We start from the raw sequence: 15,790 nt of genomic DNA, 5'->3' as shown, positions 1-15,790 counted from the left end.
ACGGTCAGGTGATCAGGTGTTGTAGGCCTTGATGCCTTCATCGACATCGTCATAGATCTGTACCCCGCCATCGCGTACCAGCAGTACGACATCACAGAGCTTTTTGATTTCGGGCATGCTGTGGGAAACCAGCACTACCTTGGAGTTCTGCAGGCGCTCTTCGAACACGTCGGCGCACTTGCGTTTGAAGTGCGCGTCACCCACCGACATCACTTCGTCGATCAGGTAGTAATCGAAGTCGAAGGCCATGCTCAAGCCAAAGGCCAGGCGCGAGCGCATGCCGGAGGAGTAGGTCTTGACCGGTTCGTCGATCCAGCTGCCGATTTCGGCAAAGTCTTCGACATAGCTGACCTTCTGACGCATGGCATCGCCGACCGCGCCGTAGACCCGGCTGACGAACTTGATGTTTTCACGGCCGGTCATGCTGCCCTGGAAACCGCCGGACAAGCCCACGGGCCAGGAAACACTTTTATCGGTGACGATGGTGCCGGAGTCCGGCACGTCGGCACCGCCCAGCAGTCGCATCAAAGTCGACTTGCCTGCGCCGTTGCGGCCGATCAGGCCGATGTTCTTGCCGGCCGGGATCTTCAGTGACAGGTCACGAAACACGTGGCGACGCCCCTTGGGGGTCAGGTACGACTTGGTGAGATTTCTGAGCTCGAACACGGGAAGCCTGCGGTTAGCCGTTCTTGGTGGAGATCAAATGCAGTCGACGAACCCGATAAGTGCCCAGGGAGACGAACAGCAAGACCAGGGTGGAGGCGATCACGTAGTGCACCGAAACACCATCGACCGGAGCGTAGTGCGGGAAGATTTCGGCGCGAATCAGCTCCAGCAGGTGCAAGAACGGATTGAGCAGCAGCAGCGGCAGCATGGCGTGCGGCAGGTAGGCAGCGGGGACAAATACGCCGGAGATGAAATACAGCGGGAAAAACATCATCCGTATAAACAGCGTGCTGCTGGGCATGGCGTGGGCGATCAGTGACAACAGCATGCCCAGGCCGAAGGAAAACAATACGCCCAGCATGATGGTCAACATCCACTCGATGGGCGATTTGATTGACATGTCGAAGCCGTACCAAGCGAAGCCAAACACCAAGATGGCGTACACGGTTGCTGAAATGCTGAATTCCACCAGCACTCGGGCTATAAAAGTGTCGAGGGGCTTGATTTGTTTATAAGCAAATAGCGAGCGGTTTTCCTTGGGGCTGTTCATTAGACGCAAGGCGGTGTTGCGGAACAGCAGGAAGGGTGCAAGGCCAACCAGGACAAAAACCGGGAAATCGATGCCGGCTACAGTGCGGCCACGTATCAGGGCAAAAAACACGCTTAGAATCAACAGGTGACAAATCGGCTCGATCAGCGTCCAGATAGCGCCCATACGACGTTCGCCAAAACGCGAACGCGCTTCACGCAACACCAACGCAAAAATGACGGATTTTTTGATTTGGAGGGGAGAGCGGGGCTTGAGCATAATTTACCGCGCAGCACAACGGCGCGGTAAACGCGTTGCTTCAATTCATTTTTAGAGGACTATCTGTCGCTGTAGGACAAATCGCTTCCATTCGTGGGGCGGGAGGGTAAACGTTGCGGCTGACAGGAGTCAAGCTGCTTAGTTCCCTACCGATGATCGGCTGATTTTGCCAACATTGAGGGCATTTTGAAGGTTTTTTACCGCAAAGTCAGGCCCTGCGGAGGTGTGCTCCCGCCTTGAATCAGCCCACCAGCATCGGGTAGGTAAACAATCCGAAGTGCAACAAATTAATTCCGAAGTGGGTGGCGATGGCCGCCGCCAATCCGCCGGAGCGATAGGCCAGTCCATAACCGGCACCGGCCAGGCTTGCCAGCAATACCCATTCCCAGCCCGCACCCCAATGGGCTAGCCCGAACAGGAGCGCCGCGATCAGCAGGGCAAGGTGTTCGCCATAGGCCAGGTGTTGAAAGCGTCGGCTCAGGCCTCCTTGCAGGTAGCCGCGAAACAGAGCCTCTTCTACTAATGTCACCAGCAGCAGGTTGTTGTTTATCCACAGCCATGACTGTTCCGGCCATTTCGGTGACCACTCGACGATCCCCAGCAGCCAGGCTCCCCCAAGCGTGGTGAGCGCCGTCAGGCTGATGGCCAGCGCGCTGGTCTTTAATGTCTGTGTCAACGAATGGGGGGCGACGATCCACGGGCAGACGAGTAGCAGCCAGAAGCCTATCAGTGGTTTGTCGAGGTTGAGGTTCATTGAGAACGGTACGGCATTCTCGGTAAAACGCTCGTTGTCGATCATCCTGGCGTTGTAAAACCCTGGCCACCAGTGGAGTGCCAAAGCGAGTGCCAGGAGGATGAACAGGATATGACCGACATAGCGGCCGTAGCGGTAGTGATGTTGTCGGGCGGCAAAACCGGCGAGTAGCAGCAGGATGATCGCAATGCTCGCCTGTGCCGTTAGTTGTCCGTAGGTGAGTGCCAGGACATAGCCGGCAGAGAGGAGGGTCAGGTACGGCCAGGGCAGTACGAGCATGTGGTCATCCTTATTGACTGGCGTGACTACCTTATGCTGGGCATTTAGGCAGAAATGCCCGTGAATCAGCAATATAGGAACTGATTATTATCCATAACATGAGGTGTGTAGAACTGAACCTGTGACTATGTTTACAGGTGCCTGACATTCACTTTAATGGCGCTCTGCCGGATTTTCCTGAACCTGGGGATGCGCATGATGACTTGGCCTGTTGTTACTGTGACTTTGTTGATACTGGCGGCGCTTATGGTTGTTGTGATTTCGATCAATGGTTGGGTTGGGCATTTCAGGATTATAGGGGATACGGAGTGCTAGTCTCGGTTCTCCGAGCCATTTTGTGGACCATACAAAACCCGTAGGAGCCGGCTTGCCGGCGAAGGCGTCCTCATTGGTGGCGCACGTCGCACGGCCGCCTTCGCTGGCAAGCCAGCTCCTACAAAAGTCCGTACAGACCATGAATTTGTGGACCACACAAACCCCGTAGGAGCCGGCTTGCCGGCGAAGGCGTCGTCATTACCACGGCACGTCGCACGGCCGCCTTCGCTGGCAAGCCAACACCGACAAAAATCCGTACTCACCTTGATGTTGTGGACCACACAAACCCCGTAGGAGCCGGCTTGCCGGCGAAGGCGTCGTCATTGGCGCGGCACGTCGCACGGCCGCCTTCGCTGGCAAGCCAGCGCCTACAAAAATCGGTACTCACCTTGATGTTGTGGACCACACAAACCCCGTAGGAGCCGGCTTGCCGGCGAAGGCGTCTTCATTGGCGCCGCACGTCGCACGGCCGCCTTCGCTGGCAAGCCAGCTCCTACAAAAATCCGTACTCACCCTGATGTTGTGGACCACACAAACCCCGTAGGAGCCGGCTTGCCGGCGAAGGCGTCTTCATTGGCGCCGCACGTCGCACGGCCGCCTTCGCTGGCAAGCCAGCTCCTACAAAAATCCGTACTCACCATGATGTTGTGGACCACACAAACCCCGTAGGAGCCGGCTTGCCGGCGAAGGCGTCCTCATTACCGCCGCACGTCGCACGGCCGCCTTCGCTGGCAAGCCAGCTCCTACAAAAATCGGTACTCACCTTGATGTTGTGGACCACACAAACCCGTAGGAGCCGGCTTGCCGGCGAAGGCGTCCTCATTACCGCGGCACGTCGCTCGGCCGCCTTCGCTGGCAAGCCAGCTCCTACAAAAATCGGTACTCACCTTGATGTTGTGGACCACACAAACCCCGTAGGAGCCGGCTTGCCGGCGAAGGCGTCCTCATTGGTGGCGCACGTCGCACGGTCGCCTTCGCTGGCAAGCCAGCACCGACAAAAATCCGTACTCACCTTGATGTTGTGGACCACACAAAGCCCGTAGGAGCCGGCTTGCCGGCGAAGGCGTCCTCATTACCGCGGCACGTCGCACGGCCGCCTTCGCTGGCAAGCCAGCACCGACAAAAATCCGTACTCACCTTGATGTTGTGGACCACACAAACCCCGTAGGAGCCGGCTTGCCGGCGAAGGCGTCTTCATTGCCGCGGCACGTCGCACGGCCGCCTTCGCTGGCAAGCCAGCTCCTACAAAAATCCGTACTCACCTTGATGTTGTGGACCACACAAACCCCGTAGGAGCCGACTTGCCGGCGAAGGCGTCCTCATTACCGCGGCACGTCGCACGGCCGCCTTCGCTGGCAAGCCAGCGCCGACAAAAATCCGTACTCACCTTGATGTTGTGGACCACACAAATCTCGTAGGAGCCGGCTTGCCGGCGAAGGCGTCCTCATTGGCGCCGCACGTCGCACGGGCGCCTTCGCTGGCAAGCCAGCTCCTACAAAAATCCGTACTCACCTTGATGTTGTGGACCACACAAAACCCGTAGGAGCCGGCTTGCCGGCGAAGGCGTCTTTATTGGCGCCGCACGTCGCACGGCCGTCTTCGCTGGCAAGCCAGCTCCTACAAAATCGCCGTACACGCCATCATTTTTCGGACGCCACCAACCCCGTGCACACCCTGATTTTGTGGACGACACAAAACCCGTAGGAGCCGGCTTGCCGGCGAAGGCGTCCTCATTGGCGCCGCACGTCGCACGGCCGCCTTCGCTGGCAAGCCAGCTCCTACAGTTCGCGGTCCGTCAGGAGGCAATCAGCTGCCGCAACACGTAATGCAGAATTCCCCCTGACTTGAAGTACTCGACCTCATTGAGCGTGTCGATCCGGCACAGCACTTCAATCTTTTCCTTGCTGCCGTCTTCACGGGTGATCACCAGCGTCAGGTTCATCCTCGGTGTCAGCTCTACGCCGGTCAATCCGAGGATCTCCAGCGTTTCCTTGCCGGTCAGGTTCAGGCTTTTGCGGTTCTGATCCAGTTTGAACTGCAGTGGCAGCACACCCATGCCGACCAGGTTGGAACGGTGGATGCGTTCGAAGCTTTCGGCGATGACCGCTTTCACGCCCAGCAAATTGGTGCCCTTGGCCGCCCAGTCGCGGCTTGAGCCGGTGCCGTATTCCTGGCCGGCAATCACTACCAGCGGCGTGCCTGCGGCTTGATATCGCATAGCCGCGTCATAGATCGACATTTTCTCCATGGTGGGAACATAGAAGGTGTTGCCGCCTTCCTCGCCGCCGAGCATTTCGTTGCGGATACGGATGTTGGCAAAGGTGCCGCGCATCATCACTTCATGGTTGCCGCGACGCGAGCCGTAGGAGTTGAAGTCGCGTGGTTCCACACCTTTGTCGCGCAAGTACTGGCCGGCGGGGCTATCGGCCTTGATATTGCCGGCGGGGGAGATGTGGTCGGTGGTCACCGAGTCGCCCAGCAGCGCAAGCACTCTGGCCCCGACGACGTCCTTGACCACGGGCGGCGGGCCGCCGATGTCATCGAAGAAGGGCGGGTGCTGGATGTAGGTCGAATCATCCTGCCAGACATAGGTCGCCGCTTGCGGCACCTGGATGGCTTGCCATTGCTCGTCGCCGGCAAACACCTCGGCGTATTCCTTGTGGAACATGGCGGTGTTGACCTGACTCACCGAGTCGGCAATTTCCTTGCTGCTCGGCCAGATGTCGCGCAAGTACACCGGGTTGCCATCCTTGTCATTGCCCAGCGGTTCACTGCTGATGTCGATACGCACCGTGCCGGCCAAGGCATAGGCAACGACCAAGGGCGGGGAGGCCAGCCAGTTGGTTTTCACCAGCGGATGCACGCGGCCTTCAAAGTTGCGGTTGCCGGACAACACCGAGGCGACGGTCAGATCGGCGGCCTGGATGGCTTTTTCGATGGGCTCCGGCAACGGCCCGGAGTTGCCGATGCAGGTGGTGCAGCCGTAGCCGACCAATGCAAAGCCCAGCTCATCAAGGTATTGGGTCAGGCCGGCCGCCTTGTAGTAGTCGGTGACCACTTTGGAGCCCGGTGCGAGCGAACTCTTGACCCAGGGTTTACGCTTGAGGCCTTTTTCCACGGCTTTTTTCGCCACCAGACCCGCCGCCATCATCACGCTCGGGTTGGAGGTGTTGGTGCAGGACGTGATGGCGGCAATCACCACGGCGCCGTTTTTCAATCGGTAGGTCTGACCGCCATGTTCGTAGTCGGCTTCACCGGCAAGATCGGCATTGCCCACCGCGACACCGCCGCCGCCCTCACTTTCCAGACGTCCTACTTCCTTGCTGGTGGGTTTGAATTGCAGGTCGACGAAGTCTGTGAACGCCTGCGCAACATTGGGCAGGGAAACGCGATCCTGTGGGCGTTTAGGGCCGGCGAGGCTGGCTTCGACACTGCTCATGTCCAGCGCCAGGCTGTCAGTGAACACCGGTTCCTTGCCCGGCAGACGCCACAGGCCTTGAACCTTGCTATACGCCTCGACCAGTTTCACTGTTTCCGGCGGGCGGCCGGACAAACGCAAATACTCCAGCGTTACATCGTCCACTGGGAAGAAGCCGCAGGTGGCGCCGTATTCCGGGGCCATGTTGGCGATGGTCGCGCGGTCGGCCAGCGGCAGGTCGGCGAGGCCGTCGCCGTAGAACTCGACGAATTTGCCGACCACGCCTTTCTTGCGCAGCATCTGCGTGACGGTCAGCACCAGGTCGGTGGCGGTGATGCCTTCCTTGAGTTTGCCGGTGAGTTTGAATCCGATCACTTCGGGGATCAGCATCGACACCGGTTGGCCGAGCATCGCCGCTTCCGCTTCGATCCCGCCGACACCCCAGCCGAGGACGCCGAGGCCGTTGATCATGGTGGTGTGGGAATCAGTGCCGACCAGGGTGTCGGGGAAGGCATAGGTGCGGCCGTCCTCGTCCTTGGTCCAGACCGTGCGACCCAGGTATTCGAGGTTGACCTGATGGCAAATCCCGGTGCCCGGCGGCACTACGCTGAAGTTGTGAAAGGCGCTCTGGCCCCAGCGCAAGAACGCGTAACGCTCACCGTTGCGCTGCATTTCGATGTCGACGTTCTGTTCAAAGGCGCTGGCACTGGCAAATTTGTCGACCATCACCGAGTGGTCGATCACCAAATCCACCGGCGACAGCGGATTGATGCGCTGCGGGTCGCCGCCGGCCTTGGCCATGGCGGCGCGCATGGCGGCCAGGTCGACCACGGCGGGAACGCCGGTAAAGTCCTGCATTAATACGCGAGCGGGACGGTACTGAATTTCCCGGTCGGAGCGACGCTCCTTGAGCCACGCGGCAATCGCCTTGAGGTCGGCACCGGTAACGGTTTTTTCGTCCTCCCAGCGCAGCAGGTTTTCCAGCAGCACTTTCAACGACATGGGCAGTTGGTCGAGATCACCGAGGCTCTTGGCCGCCTCGGGCAGACTGAAATAGTGGTACGTCTTGTCGTCGACTTGCAGTGTTTTAAGGGTTTTCAGGCTATTAAGAGACGGCATTGAAATAACTCCTTTCAAACTACGTGAAAACTACTGCGCGCAGGCAATCCTGCGTTAAAAACAGGCTCGGAATGCTCATTTACAACTCGTAGACTCCACTTCCTCGCCTGTTTTTGCCTTGTCTTGCCTGCGCTCGCTACGTTTTCACGCAGTTTGTTCGGGTCCGCACGGTTACGGACTGAGGCACGAACTGACGTTTAAACCTAGCCCTGTTTGATGCTTAAGGCTAATAACCGGGCTCTATGGTTAAGTCCAAGGTTGCGAACTCGGCTATCATGCGCCGGTTTTCGTGACAGGCTTTGCTTCAACGCAAGTCTGGGCATCGCGCAGTGGTTGAATGTCTCGCCATCTGCCCAGGAGTAAGAATGAACACCCTCTTTATGCATTGCCGGCCGGGCTTCGAAGGCGAAGTCTGTTCCGAGATAGCCGAACACGCTGCACGTCTGAACGTGGCCGGTTATGCCAAGGCCAAAACCGCCAGCGCCTGCGCCGAGTTTATCTGCACCGAAGAAGACGGTGCCGAGCGCCTGATGCGTGGCCAGCGTTTCGCCGATCTGATCTTCCCGCGCCAATGGGCGCGCGGGATCTTTATCGATCTGCCGGAAACCGACCGCATCAGCGTGATCCTCGCGCACATGGCGGACTTCCCGCTGTGCGGTAGCCTGTGGCTGGAAATGGTCGACACCAACGATGGCAAGGAGCTGTCGAACTTCTGCAAGAAGTTTGAAGGACACCTGCGCAAGGCGCTAATGGCCGCCGGCAAACTGGTGGAAGATGCGCACAAACCGCGTCTGCTGCTGACCTTCAAGAGCGGTCGTGAAGTGTTCATGGGCCTGGCCGAGTCGAATAACTCGGCGATGTGGCCAATGGGCATTCCACGCCTGAAGTTCCCGCGTGAGGCGCCAAGCCGCTCGACGCTGAAACTGGAAGAAGCCTGGCATCACTTCATCCCGCGTGACCAGTGGGACGAGCGTCTGCACAGTGACATGACCGGCGTTGACTTGGGCGCTGCGCCCGGCGGCTGGACCTGGCAATTGGTCAATCGCGGGATGCTGGTGACGGCCATCGACAACGGCCCGATGGCTGAAAGCCTGATGGATACCGGTTTGGTGCAACATTTGATGGCGGACGGTTTTACCTTCAAGCCCCGGCAGCCGGTGGACTGGATGGTCTGCGACATCGTCGAGAAACCGGCGCGTAACGCCGCGATGCTGGAAGAGTGGATTGGCGAGGGCCATTGCCGAGAAGCGGTGGTCAACCTCAAACTGCCGATGAAACAGCGTTATGCCGAAGTGAAACGATTGCTGGAACGCATCGCCGACGGCTTCAAGGAGCGCGGGATTCGGGTCGAGATCGGCTGCAAACAGCTGTATCACGACCGTGAAGAAGTGACGTGCCACCTGCGCCGGCTCGACGTAAAGAAACCGAAATCCCGCTGAAACACTGATATCCCTTGTAGGAGCTGGCTTGCCAGCGAACGCATCAACCCGGTTCGACGTCAAACCGGGTCGCCTGCATCGTCGGAACGCCGCCTGGGGCAAGCCCGGCTCCTACAGGGACGGTGTATGCCACAGATGACTGATATCCCTGTGGGGGAGCGCTCCTTTGTAGGAGCTGGCTTGCCAGCGATGGCATCGACCCGGTTCGACGTCAAACCGAGTCGCTTGCATCGCGGGCAAGCCTAGCTCCTACAGGGGCGGTGTAATGCCACAGATGACCGAACACCCGGCAATGCGCGACAATGCCGGCCAGTTTCAGGAGTTAATCATGAGTCAAATGCTTGATACGCCGGTAGACGGCACCCTCGACGCCACCGGCCTCAACTGCCCGGAACCGGTGATGATGTTGCACCAGCACATCCGTGACCTGGTGCCCGGCGGCCTGCTCAAGGTGATCGCGACCGACCCGTCGACCCGTCGCGACATTCCCAAGTTCTGCGTGTTTCTTGACCACGAACTGGTGGCGCAGCACGAAGAGGCGGGCACCTACCTGTACTGGATCCGCAAGAAACTCGCTTAACCCGCCGAATGACTGATGCGGATCCGCTTGCGTGCACTGCGCGCCAGGCGGATCGACAGCATCAGCGCCGCGCAACTCAAGCCCACGATCAAGCCTTGCCACAGCCCGCTCGGGCCGCTTGGCGCGCCTAGCCAATCGGTCAGGCCCAACGCGTAGCCAACCGGTAAACCAATCCCCCAGTACGCAAACAGCGTCAGGATCATCGTCACGCGCGTGTCCTGGTAACCGCGCAATGCACCGGCCGCCGTCACCTGAATGGCATCGGAAAACTGGAACAGCGCCGAGTACACGATCAGCATCGCGGCCACTTGAATCACTGTTGGGTCAGCCGTGTAGATCGCTGCAATCGGCTCACGCAACATCAACATCAAGCTCGCGGACAGGCAGGCATAAGCCAGCGCCGTGCCCATGCCGACACCGGCGGCGAATCGTGCCTCGCGTGGCTCCTGACGACCGAGGGCCTGGCCGACCCGCACCGTCACTGCCATGCCGAGGGAGTAAGGGATCATGAACACCAGCGAACTGAAGTTCAGGGCGATCTGGTGCCCGGCCACCACCGTGGCGCCGAGGCTGCCAATCAGCAGCGCAATCACCGCAAAGATGCTCGACTCGGCGAACACTGCGATGCCGATCGGCAGGCCGATGCCCAGCAAGCGTTTGATCACCGACCATTGTGGCCAGTCAAAACGGCTGAACAACTGACTCGACTGATAAGCCGGCGCCCAGCGTTCCCAGCCGGCCATGCCCAATGCCATCACCCACATCACAATCGCCGTGGCCCAGCCGCAGCCGACACCGCCCATGGCGGGTACGCCGAAATGGCCATAGATGAAGATGTAATTCAGTGGAATGTTCAGCGCCAGCCCGCACAGGCCAAGCACCATCGCCGGGCGCGTGCGGCCCAGGCCATCACTGAAACAGCGCAACACATGGTAGAAGGCGACGGCGGGCAAACCGCTGGCGATGCCGTGCAGGTACTGCATGCACGGGCCGATCAATTCGGGATCAACCTTCATGAAGTGCAGGATTGGCTCAGCGCTAAACAGCATGCCGGTCGCCAGCAAACCCACCACCAGTGCCAGCCACAGTGCCTGACGCACAATCGGGCCGATTTCACTGTGGGTGCCGGCGCCAAAACGCTGGGCAACTTTTGGCGTGGTGGCCAGCAAGGTGCCGGTCATCAGCAGAAACACCGGCACCCAGATTGAGTTGCCCAGCGCGACCGCCGCCAGGTCGCGAGGCCCGACCCGGCCCGCCATCACCGCGTCGACGAAACCCATGGCGGTGGTGGCCAGTTGCGCGATCATGATCGGCAGCGCCAGGGTGAGCAGGTTTTTCAGCTCAAGGCGAACCCGGGCCGGGCGGGTGAGGGCGGTAGCGGCAGGGCGGTCAGTCACGGAATTCAAAGGCGAAACGTCCAAAGGTGTTAATGCGCAAGGCGACGCATTCTACGCGCTGACGCAGTGGTCAGGAAAAGTCCTGTGTTAGGGATTTGTAATCGTATTTCGAGCCATACGACATTCCCTGTGGCGAGGGGGCTTGCCCCCGTTAGGGCGCGAAGCGGCCCCAAAATATGCGTACGAAGTCTGCCTGACAGACTGCAGCGTTTGACTTCACGACTGCTTCGCAGCCGAACGGGGCGGTGCGGCGTTCCGACAAGCCCCCTCGCCACAGGGTAGTGGTGTTGCCAGTCAAAGGTTGTGTAATGCCCGCTGGCCCATCCCATCCTTCTCCGCCTACACTGCCGATCCGCCAAAGGAGCCTGCCATGCTGATTGTTGCCGACGAAAATATCCCGCTGCTCGATGCCTTCTTCTCTGGTTTCGGTGAAATCCGCCGGGTACCGGGACGTTCCATCGACCGCGCCACCGTCGAACACGCCGATGTGCTGTTAGTCCGCTCAGTGACCAACGTCAATCGTGCCTTGCTCGAAGGCAGCAACGTGCGTTTTGTCGGCACTTGCACCATCGGCACTGATCACCTGGATCTGGATTATTTTCAAAAAAATGCAATCACCTGGTCCAGCGCACCCGGCTGCAATGCCCGGGGCGTTGTCGACTACGTGCTCGGCAGCCTGCTGACCCTGGCTGAAATCGAAGGCGCTGACCTGACTCAACGCACGTATGGCGTGGTCGGCGCCGGCCAAGTCGGTGGTCGTCTCGTCGAGGCCCTGCAAGGCCTGGGCTGGAAAGTGCTGGTGTGCGATCCACCCCGGCAAGCAGCTGAAGGCGGTGATTTTGTCAGCCTCGAACAGATCATTGAGCAATGCGACGTTATCAGTCTGCACACCCCTTTAAAGAAGCACGGCGCGCAGTCGACCTGGCATCTGCTCGATAAAAAACGCTTGAACCAGCTCAAGCCTGGCGCGTGGCTGATCAATGCCAGTCGTGGCCCGGTGGTCGATAACGCCGCCCTGCGTCAGGTGCTGCTTGAGCGCGAAGACCTGCAAGCGGTGCTCGACGTGTGGGAAGGCGAGCCTGAGGTCGACGTGGCGCTGGCTGAGTTGTGTGTGCTGGCGACGCCGCACATTGCCGGGTACAGCCTTGAAGGGAGACAGCGTGGGACGGCGCAAATTTATCAGGCGTATTGCGATTTTCTCGGGCGCCCGGCCGACATCAGCCTCAGCGATTTATTGCCGGCTCCGTGGTTGTCGCACGTGAGCCTGCATGCGCAGACTGATCCGGCGTGGGCGTTGGCCATGTTGTGCCGTGGGGTGTACGACCCGCGCCGTGACGATGCGGATTTTCGGCGTAGCCTGGTAGGCAATGTGAGTGAGCAGCGTGCGGCGTTTGATGCGCTACGCAAGCATTATCCGCAGCGACGGGAGATTGATGGGTTGCAGGTGCGGATTGAGGGGGAGTCGGCTGAGTTGCAGAGGATTGTGGCGGCGCTGGGGGCGTCGGCTGTATAGAGACCGAGTCGGCCCCAATCGCTGGCAAGCCAGGCTCCTACAGGTAAACGCAAAACCTGTAGGAGCCTGGCTTGCCAGCGATGGCCTCAGCGCAATTTCCAGATAAGCGCCCATAAAAAACCCGGCCCACCAGGGCCGGGTCAAGAAGACGGTGGCTATATCACTTTTGTTCGGCAGGCTGGACCAATCGCTGTTCCAGTTCGCGGCAAGCGCACTGGATCATTTCTTCAGTGATCGGTACTTCACGCCCATCGGCATCGATAATCGAGCAACCCAGAGACTGGTCGGGCTGTGTGCGGATCACTTGAATCTTGTCTACGCTGCTGTTTTGCAAGGACATGGCCTGTCTCCTCATCAGGTTGTGTGCCTACTTTATAACCGCCAGGTGACCGGGCTATGACAACTCCCTGCGATCTTTCCCAAGCGGTAACGTCAGTCCACCAGAAATTTAAAAACCTTGCCACCCGGACTTTAGACCAATAGCGTCTAGAGACTAGTCATCGCGGTCATAATTAACCTGACTCATTGTGATTTACAGGGTTTTGCGTCTGACAGTGTAGGCTGGCCCTTTCATTGGCGTTCCTGGATAACTGCGATGCTCTCTGCCCGTCACCGCCGCGCGATCCGCCTGGCCCTGCGCTTTCTTGCGCCCTATCGTTGGCCAGCCTTTGGCGCCTTGCTCGCGTTGATTGTCACCGCCGGCATTACCTTGTCGATGGGGCAGGGCATTCGCCTGCTGGTAGATCAGGGGTTCATGACCCAGTCACCGCACTTGCTCAATCAATCCATCGGCTTGTTTATGGTGCTGGTGGTGGGACTGGCGATCGGCACCTTCGCGCGTTTTTATCTGGTGTCGTGGATCGGCGAACGCGTGGTCGCGGACATCCGCCGACAAGTGTTCAACCACCTTGTCTATCTGCATCCGGGCTTCTACGAAAACAATCGCAGCTCCGAGATCCAGTCGCGGCTGACCGCCGATACAACGTTGCTGCAATCGGTGATCGGCTCTTCGTTGTCGCTGTTTTTGCGCAATTTGCTGATGGTCATCGGAGGGATTGTGCTGCTGTTTATCACCAATCCCAAACTCACCAGCATCGTGGTCGTCGCCTTGCCGTTGGTCATCGCCCCGATCCTGATTTTCGGCCGCCGGGTGCGCAACCTGTCGCGCCTCAGTCAAGACCGGATCGCTGATATCGGCAGCTACGTTTCCGAAACCCTCAGCCAGATCAAAACTGTGCAGGCCTACAACCATCAGGTTCAGGATGAGCAGCGTTTTGCCGTGACCGTGGAAGAAGCGTTCAACACCGCGCGTAAACGCATCTTCCAACGCGCCTGGCTGATCACGCTGGTGATCGTGCTGGTGCTGGGCGCGGTGGGCGTCATGCTGTGGGTCGGTGGCATGGATGTGATTGCGGGTCGGATCTCGGCGGGTGAACTGGCGGCGTTTGTCTTCTACAGCCTGATCGTCGGCAGCGCCTTTGGCACCTTGAGCGAAGTGATCGGCGAGTTGCAGCGAGCGGCGGGAGCGGCCGAGCGGATTGCCGAATTGCTGCGTTCGGAAAACATCATCCAGCCGCCGACCACCGGTCTGGTGACCTTGCCGGAGCGGGTGAAGGGCGATCTGGTTCTGCAGGACGTACGTTTTTCCTACCCCTCGCGACCGGAAAGCTACGCCGTCGATGGCTTGAGCCTGACCATTAATGCGGGTGAAACCCTCGCGCTGGTGGGGCCTTCCGGCGCTGGAAAATCCACGGTGTATGACCTGCTGCTGCGCTTTTATGATCCGGCCGCCGGACAGATTCTGCTGGATGGAGTGCCGCTGACTCACCTTGATCCGCTCGATCTGCGTCGCTGCTTCGCATTGGTCTCGCAAAACCCGGCGCTGTTCTTCGGCAGCATCGAAGAGAACATCCGCTACGGCAACCCGAATGCCACCTTGGCCCAAGTTCAAGAAGCAGCAAAAATCGCCTACGCCCACGACTTCATCGAGCAAATGCCCAACGGTTACCAGACGCATCTGGGCGACGGTGGCCTCGGTCTATCCGGCGGCCAGCGCCAACGCCTGGCCATCGCCCGGGCATTGTTGGTGGATGCGCCGATCCTGTTGCTCGACGAAGCCACCAGCGCCCTCGATGCCCAGAGCGAACACTTGATCCAGCAGGCCCTGCCAAGCCTGATGAAAAACCGCACCACGCTGGTCATTGCCCACCGTTTGGCCACCGTGAAAAACGCTGACCGGATAGCGGTGATGGATCAGGGGAAGTTAGTGGCGGTGGGGACGCATCAGGCGTTGATTGCGAGCAATGCATTGTATGCAAGGCTGGCGGCGTTGCAGTTTAGTGATGGGCACGAAGCGGCGTGAATGAGAGCTGCTGAATGCGGCCGTGTTCGGGCATCATGTCGGCCTCAGTTGCAAGCATGGATGAGGAAATGAGTCTATATCAACCACCGTTGACCCTGACCACGAGAATATTGGCCCTGATCGCCGAAATCAGTGAGCAAATCGGTCAGCTTACGGCTGTGGATGAGCGGCTGCAGACACCTCAGTTACGTCGCAGCAACCGTATTCGTACGATTCAGGCGTCCTTGGCCATTGAGAACAATACCCTCAGTATCGAGCAAGTGACTGCTGTTCTGGCGGGGCAGCGAGTGCTGGGGTTGCCGCGAGAAATTCAGGAAGTGCGTAATGCTTTTGCGGCTTACGAATCCATGCCGGATTGGCAGCCGAGCAACCGAAGCGATTTACTTCGTGCTCATGCGTTGCTGATGGAGGGCTTGATTGACGACTGCGGACAGTTTCGTCGAGCCGGAGTAGGCATCTACCGTGGGGACAAATTGGTTCACATGGCACCTCCACCGAGTCGCGTTGCGCATTTGATTGATGACTTGCTCGCATGGGTGGGTTTTTCCGATTGGCACCCGCTGATCATTAGCTGCGTTTTCCACTACGAATTCGAGTTCATCCATCCCTTCGCCGATGGCAATGGGCGGATGGGGCGAATCTGGCAAACCTTGATACTCAGTCAATGGCGGCCAGTGTTGGCTTATCTTCCGGTCGAAGCGGTGGTTCGAGAGCAGCAGGACGCCTATTACGCCGCATTGTCAGCAGCTGATCAGTCGGCTGAATCGACGCCTTTTGTCGAGTTCATGCTGCAAGCTTTAAGTCTTGCGCTGAAGGAAACGGCCCGAAGCGAACCGGCAAGCGACCAAGTAACCGACCAAGTAACCGACCAAGTAGCGAAGCTGCTAATTGCTCTGCGAGGCAGTGCTCCACTGAAGGTTAACGATCTGATGACAATAGTCGGGTTGGCTCACAAGGCGACTTTTAGGGCTAACTATCTCAAGCCTGCATTGTCTGTCGGTTTGATTGTAATGACTGATCCTGATTCACCTCGCAGTCCGGTTCAGCGATATCGCCTGACCGAGTTTGGTGAGCAAACTGTGGCGCGGCTCAGATCGACTTAGCGGGTTGTACTCCCCAAAAAAAACGCCCGCATTTCTC

The 15,790-nt window shown here is 59.0% G+C and carries 11 protein-coding genes; 5 read left to right on the top strand and 6 right to left on the bottom strand.

Features of this window, described 5'->3' with window-relative positions; genetic code table 11:
- Positions 1–12: 12 nt before the first annotated feature.
- The 4 genes from ACWGZX_RS04420 to acnA all read right to left on the bottom strand — a co-directional run bounded on the left by ACWGZX_RS04420 (position 13) and on the right by acnA (position 7,359).
- Positions 13–666 (bottom strand): ABC transporter ATP-binding protein, encoded by a 654-nt coding sequence (locus tag ACWGZX_RS04420; RefSeq protein ID WP_452627434.1) that lies wholly within the window; start codon positions 664–666, stop codon positions 13–15.
- A gap of 13 nt (positions 667–679) precedes the next feature.
- Positions 680–1,474, bottom strand: a complete 795-nt coding sequence (locus ACWGZX_RS04415) for an ABC transporter permease (protein WP_452627433.1) — start codon at positions 1,472–1,474, stop codon at positions 680–682.
- A gap of 241 nt (positions 1,475–1,715) precedes the next feature.
- Positions 1,716–2,507, bottom strand: coding sequence for a CPBP family glutamic-type intramembrane protease (locus ACWGZX_RS04410; RefSeq protein ID WP_452627432.1), 792 nt, complete (start codon positions 2,505–2,507; stop codon positions 1,716–1,718).
- 2,110 nt (positions 2,508–4,617) lie between these two features.
- Positions 4,618–7,359, bottom strand: coding sequence for an aconitate hydratase AcnA (acnA, locus tag ACWGZX_RS04405; protein ID WP_452627431.1), 2,742 nt, complete (start codon positions 7,357–7,359; stop codon positions 4,618–4,620).
- A gap of 365 nt (positions 7,360–7,724) precedes the next feature.
- Here acnA and rlmM point away from each other — a divergent pair, with 365 nt between their 5' ends.
- Both rlmM and tusA read left to right on the top strand, forming a co-directional pair.
- Positions 7,725–8,798 carry a 23S rRNA (cytidine(2498)-2'-O)-methyltransferase RlmM gene (gene rlmM, locus ACWGZX_RS04400; protein WP_223511694.1) on the top strand — a complete coding sequence of 358 codons (1,074 nt, stop codon included), beginning with the start codon at positions 7,725–7,727 and terminating at the stop codon, positions 8,796–8,798.
- 328 nt (positions 8,799–9,126) lie between these two features.
- Entirely contained in the window at positions 9,127–9,378 is a 252-nt protein-coding gene (tusA, locus tag ACWGZX_RS04395; RefSeq protein WP_452628963.1) for a sulfurtransferase TusA, read from the top strand.
- Here the strand turns inward: tusA and ACWGZX_RS04390 are convergent.
- The gene (locus ACWGZX_RS04390) at positions 9,375–10,784 is read right to left on the bottom strand and encodes an MATE family efflux transporter (protein ID WP_452627430.1); all 1,410 of its coding nucleotides are present in this window, start codon (positions 10,782–10,784) and stop codon (positions 9,375–9,377) included. The two genes, tusA and ACWGZX_RS04390, sit on opposite strands and share 4 nt — an antisense overlap.
- A 361-nt stretch (positions 10,785–11,145) precedes the next feature.
- On the opposite strand from ACWGZX_RS04390, the gene pdxB reads away from it, so the two are divergent.
- The gene (gene pdxB / locus ACWGZX_RS04385) at positions 11,146–12,288 is read left to right on the top strand and encodes a 4-phosphoerythronate dehydrogenase PdxB (RefSeq protein ID WP_452627429.1); all 1,143 of its coding nucleotides are present in this window, start codon (positions 11,146–11,148) and stop codon (positions 12,286–12,288) included.
- A 160-nt stretch (positions 12,289–12,448) separates the two neighbouring features.
- Here pdxB and ACWGZX_RS04380 read toward each other — a convergent pair whose 3' ends face one another.
- Positions 12,449–12,628 (bottom strand): PA1571 family protein, encoded by a 180-nt coding sequence (locus ACWGZX_RS04380; RefSeq protein ID WP_223511690.1) that lies wholly within the window; start codon positions 12,626–12,628, stop codon positions 12,449–12,451.
- Positions 12,629–12,874: 246 nt separating this feature from the next.
- Here ACWGZX_RS04380 and ACWGZX_RS04375 point away from each other — a divergent pair, with 246 nt between their 5' ends.
- Positions 12,875–14,650, top strand: coding sequence for an ABC transporter transmembrane domain-containing protein (locus tag ACWGZX_RS04375; RefSeq protein WP_452628962.1), 1,776 nt, complete (start codon positions 12,875–12,877; stop codon positions 14,648–14,650).
- A 68-nt stretch (positions 14,651–14,718) separates the two neighbouring features.
- On the top strand, positions 14,719–15,753 hold the full coding sequence (locus ACWGZX_RS04370) for a Fic family protein (RefSeq protein WP_452627428.1): 1,035 nt from the start codon (positions 14,719–14,721) through the stop codon (positions 15,751–15,753).
- Positions 15,754–15,790 lie beyond the last annotated feature (37 nt).

The sequence above is a fragment of the Pseudomonas sp. CLCA07 genome (assembly GCF_053615335.1).
The sequence above is the reverse complement of the archived record's forward strand: the minus strand, read 5'-3'. Positions and strand labels throughout refer to the sequence as shown.

Excerpts from the sequence above, each read along its gene's own strand:
- ACWGZX_RS04415 (WP_452627433.1), bottom strand. The coding sequence starts at position 1,474 with ATGCTCAAGCCCCGCTCTCCCCTCCAAATCAAAAAATCCGTCATTTTT.
- ACWGZX_RS04410 (WP_452627432.1), bottom strand. The coding sequence starts at position 2,507 with ATGCTCGTACTGCCCTGGCCGTACCTGACCCTCCTCTCTGCCGGCTAT.
- acnA (WP_452627431.1), bottom strand. The coding sequence starts at position 7,359 with ATGCCGTCTCTTAATAGCCTGAAAACCCTTAAAACACTGCAAGTCGAC.
- rlmM (WP_223511694.1), top strand. The coding sequence starts at position 7,725 with ATGAACACCCTCTTTATGCATTGCCGGCCGGGCTTCGAAGGCGAAGTC.
- tusA (WP_452628963.1), top strand. The coding sequence starts at position 9,127 with ATGAGTCAAATGCTTGATACGCCGGTAGACGGCACCCTCGACGCCACC.
- pdxB (WP_452627429.1), top strand. The coding sequence starts at position 11,146 with ATGCTGATTGTTGCCGACGAAAATATCCCGCTGCTCGATGCCTTCTTC.
- ACWGZX_RS04380 (WP_223511690.1), bottom strand. The coding sequence starts at position 12,628 with ATGTCCTTGCAAAACAGCAGCGTAGACAAGATTCAAGTGATCCGCACA.
- ACWGZX_RS04370 (WP_452627428.1), top strand. The coding sequence starts at position 14,719 with ATGAGTCTATATCAACCACCGTTGACCCTGACCACGAGAATATTGGCC.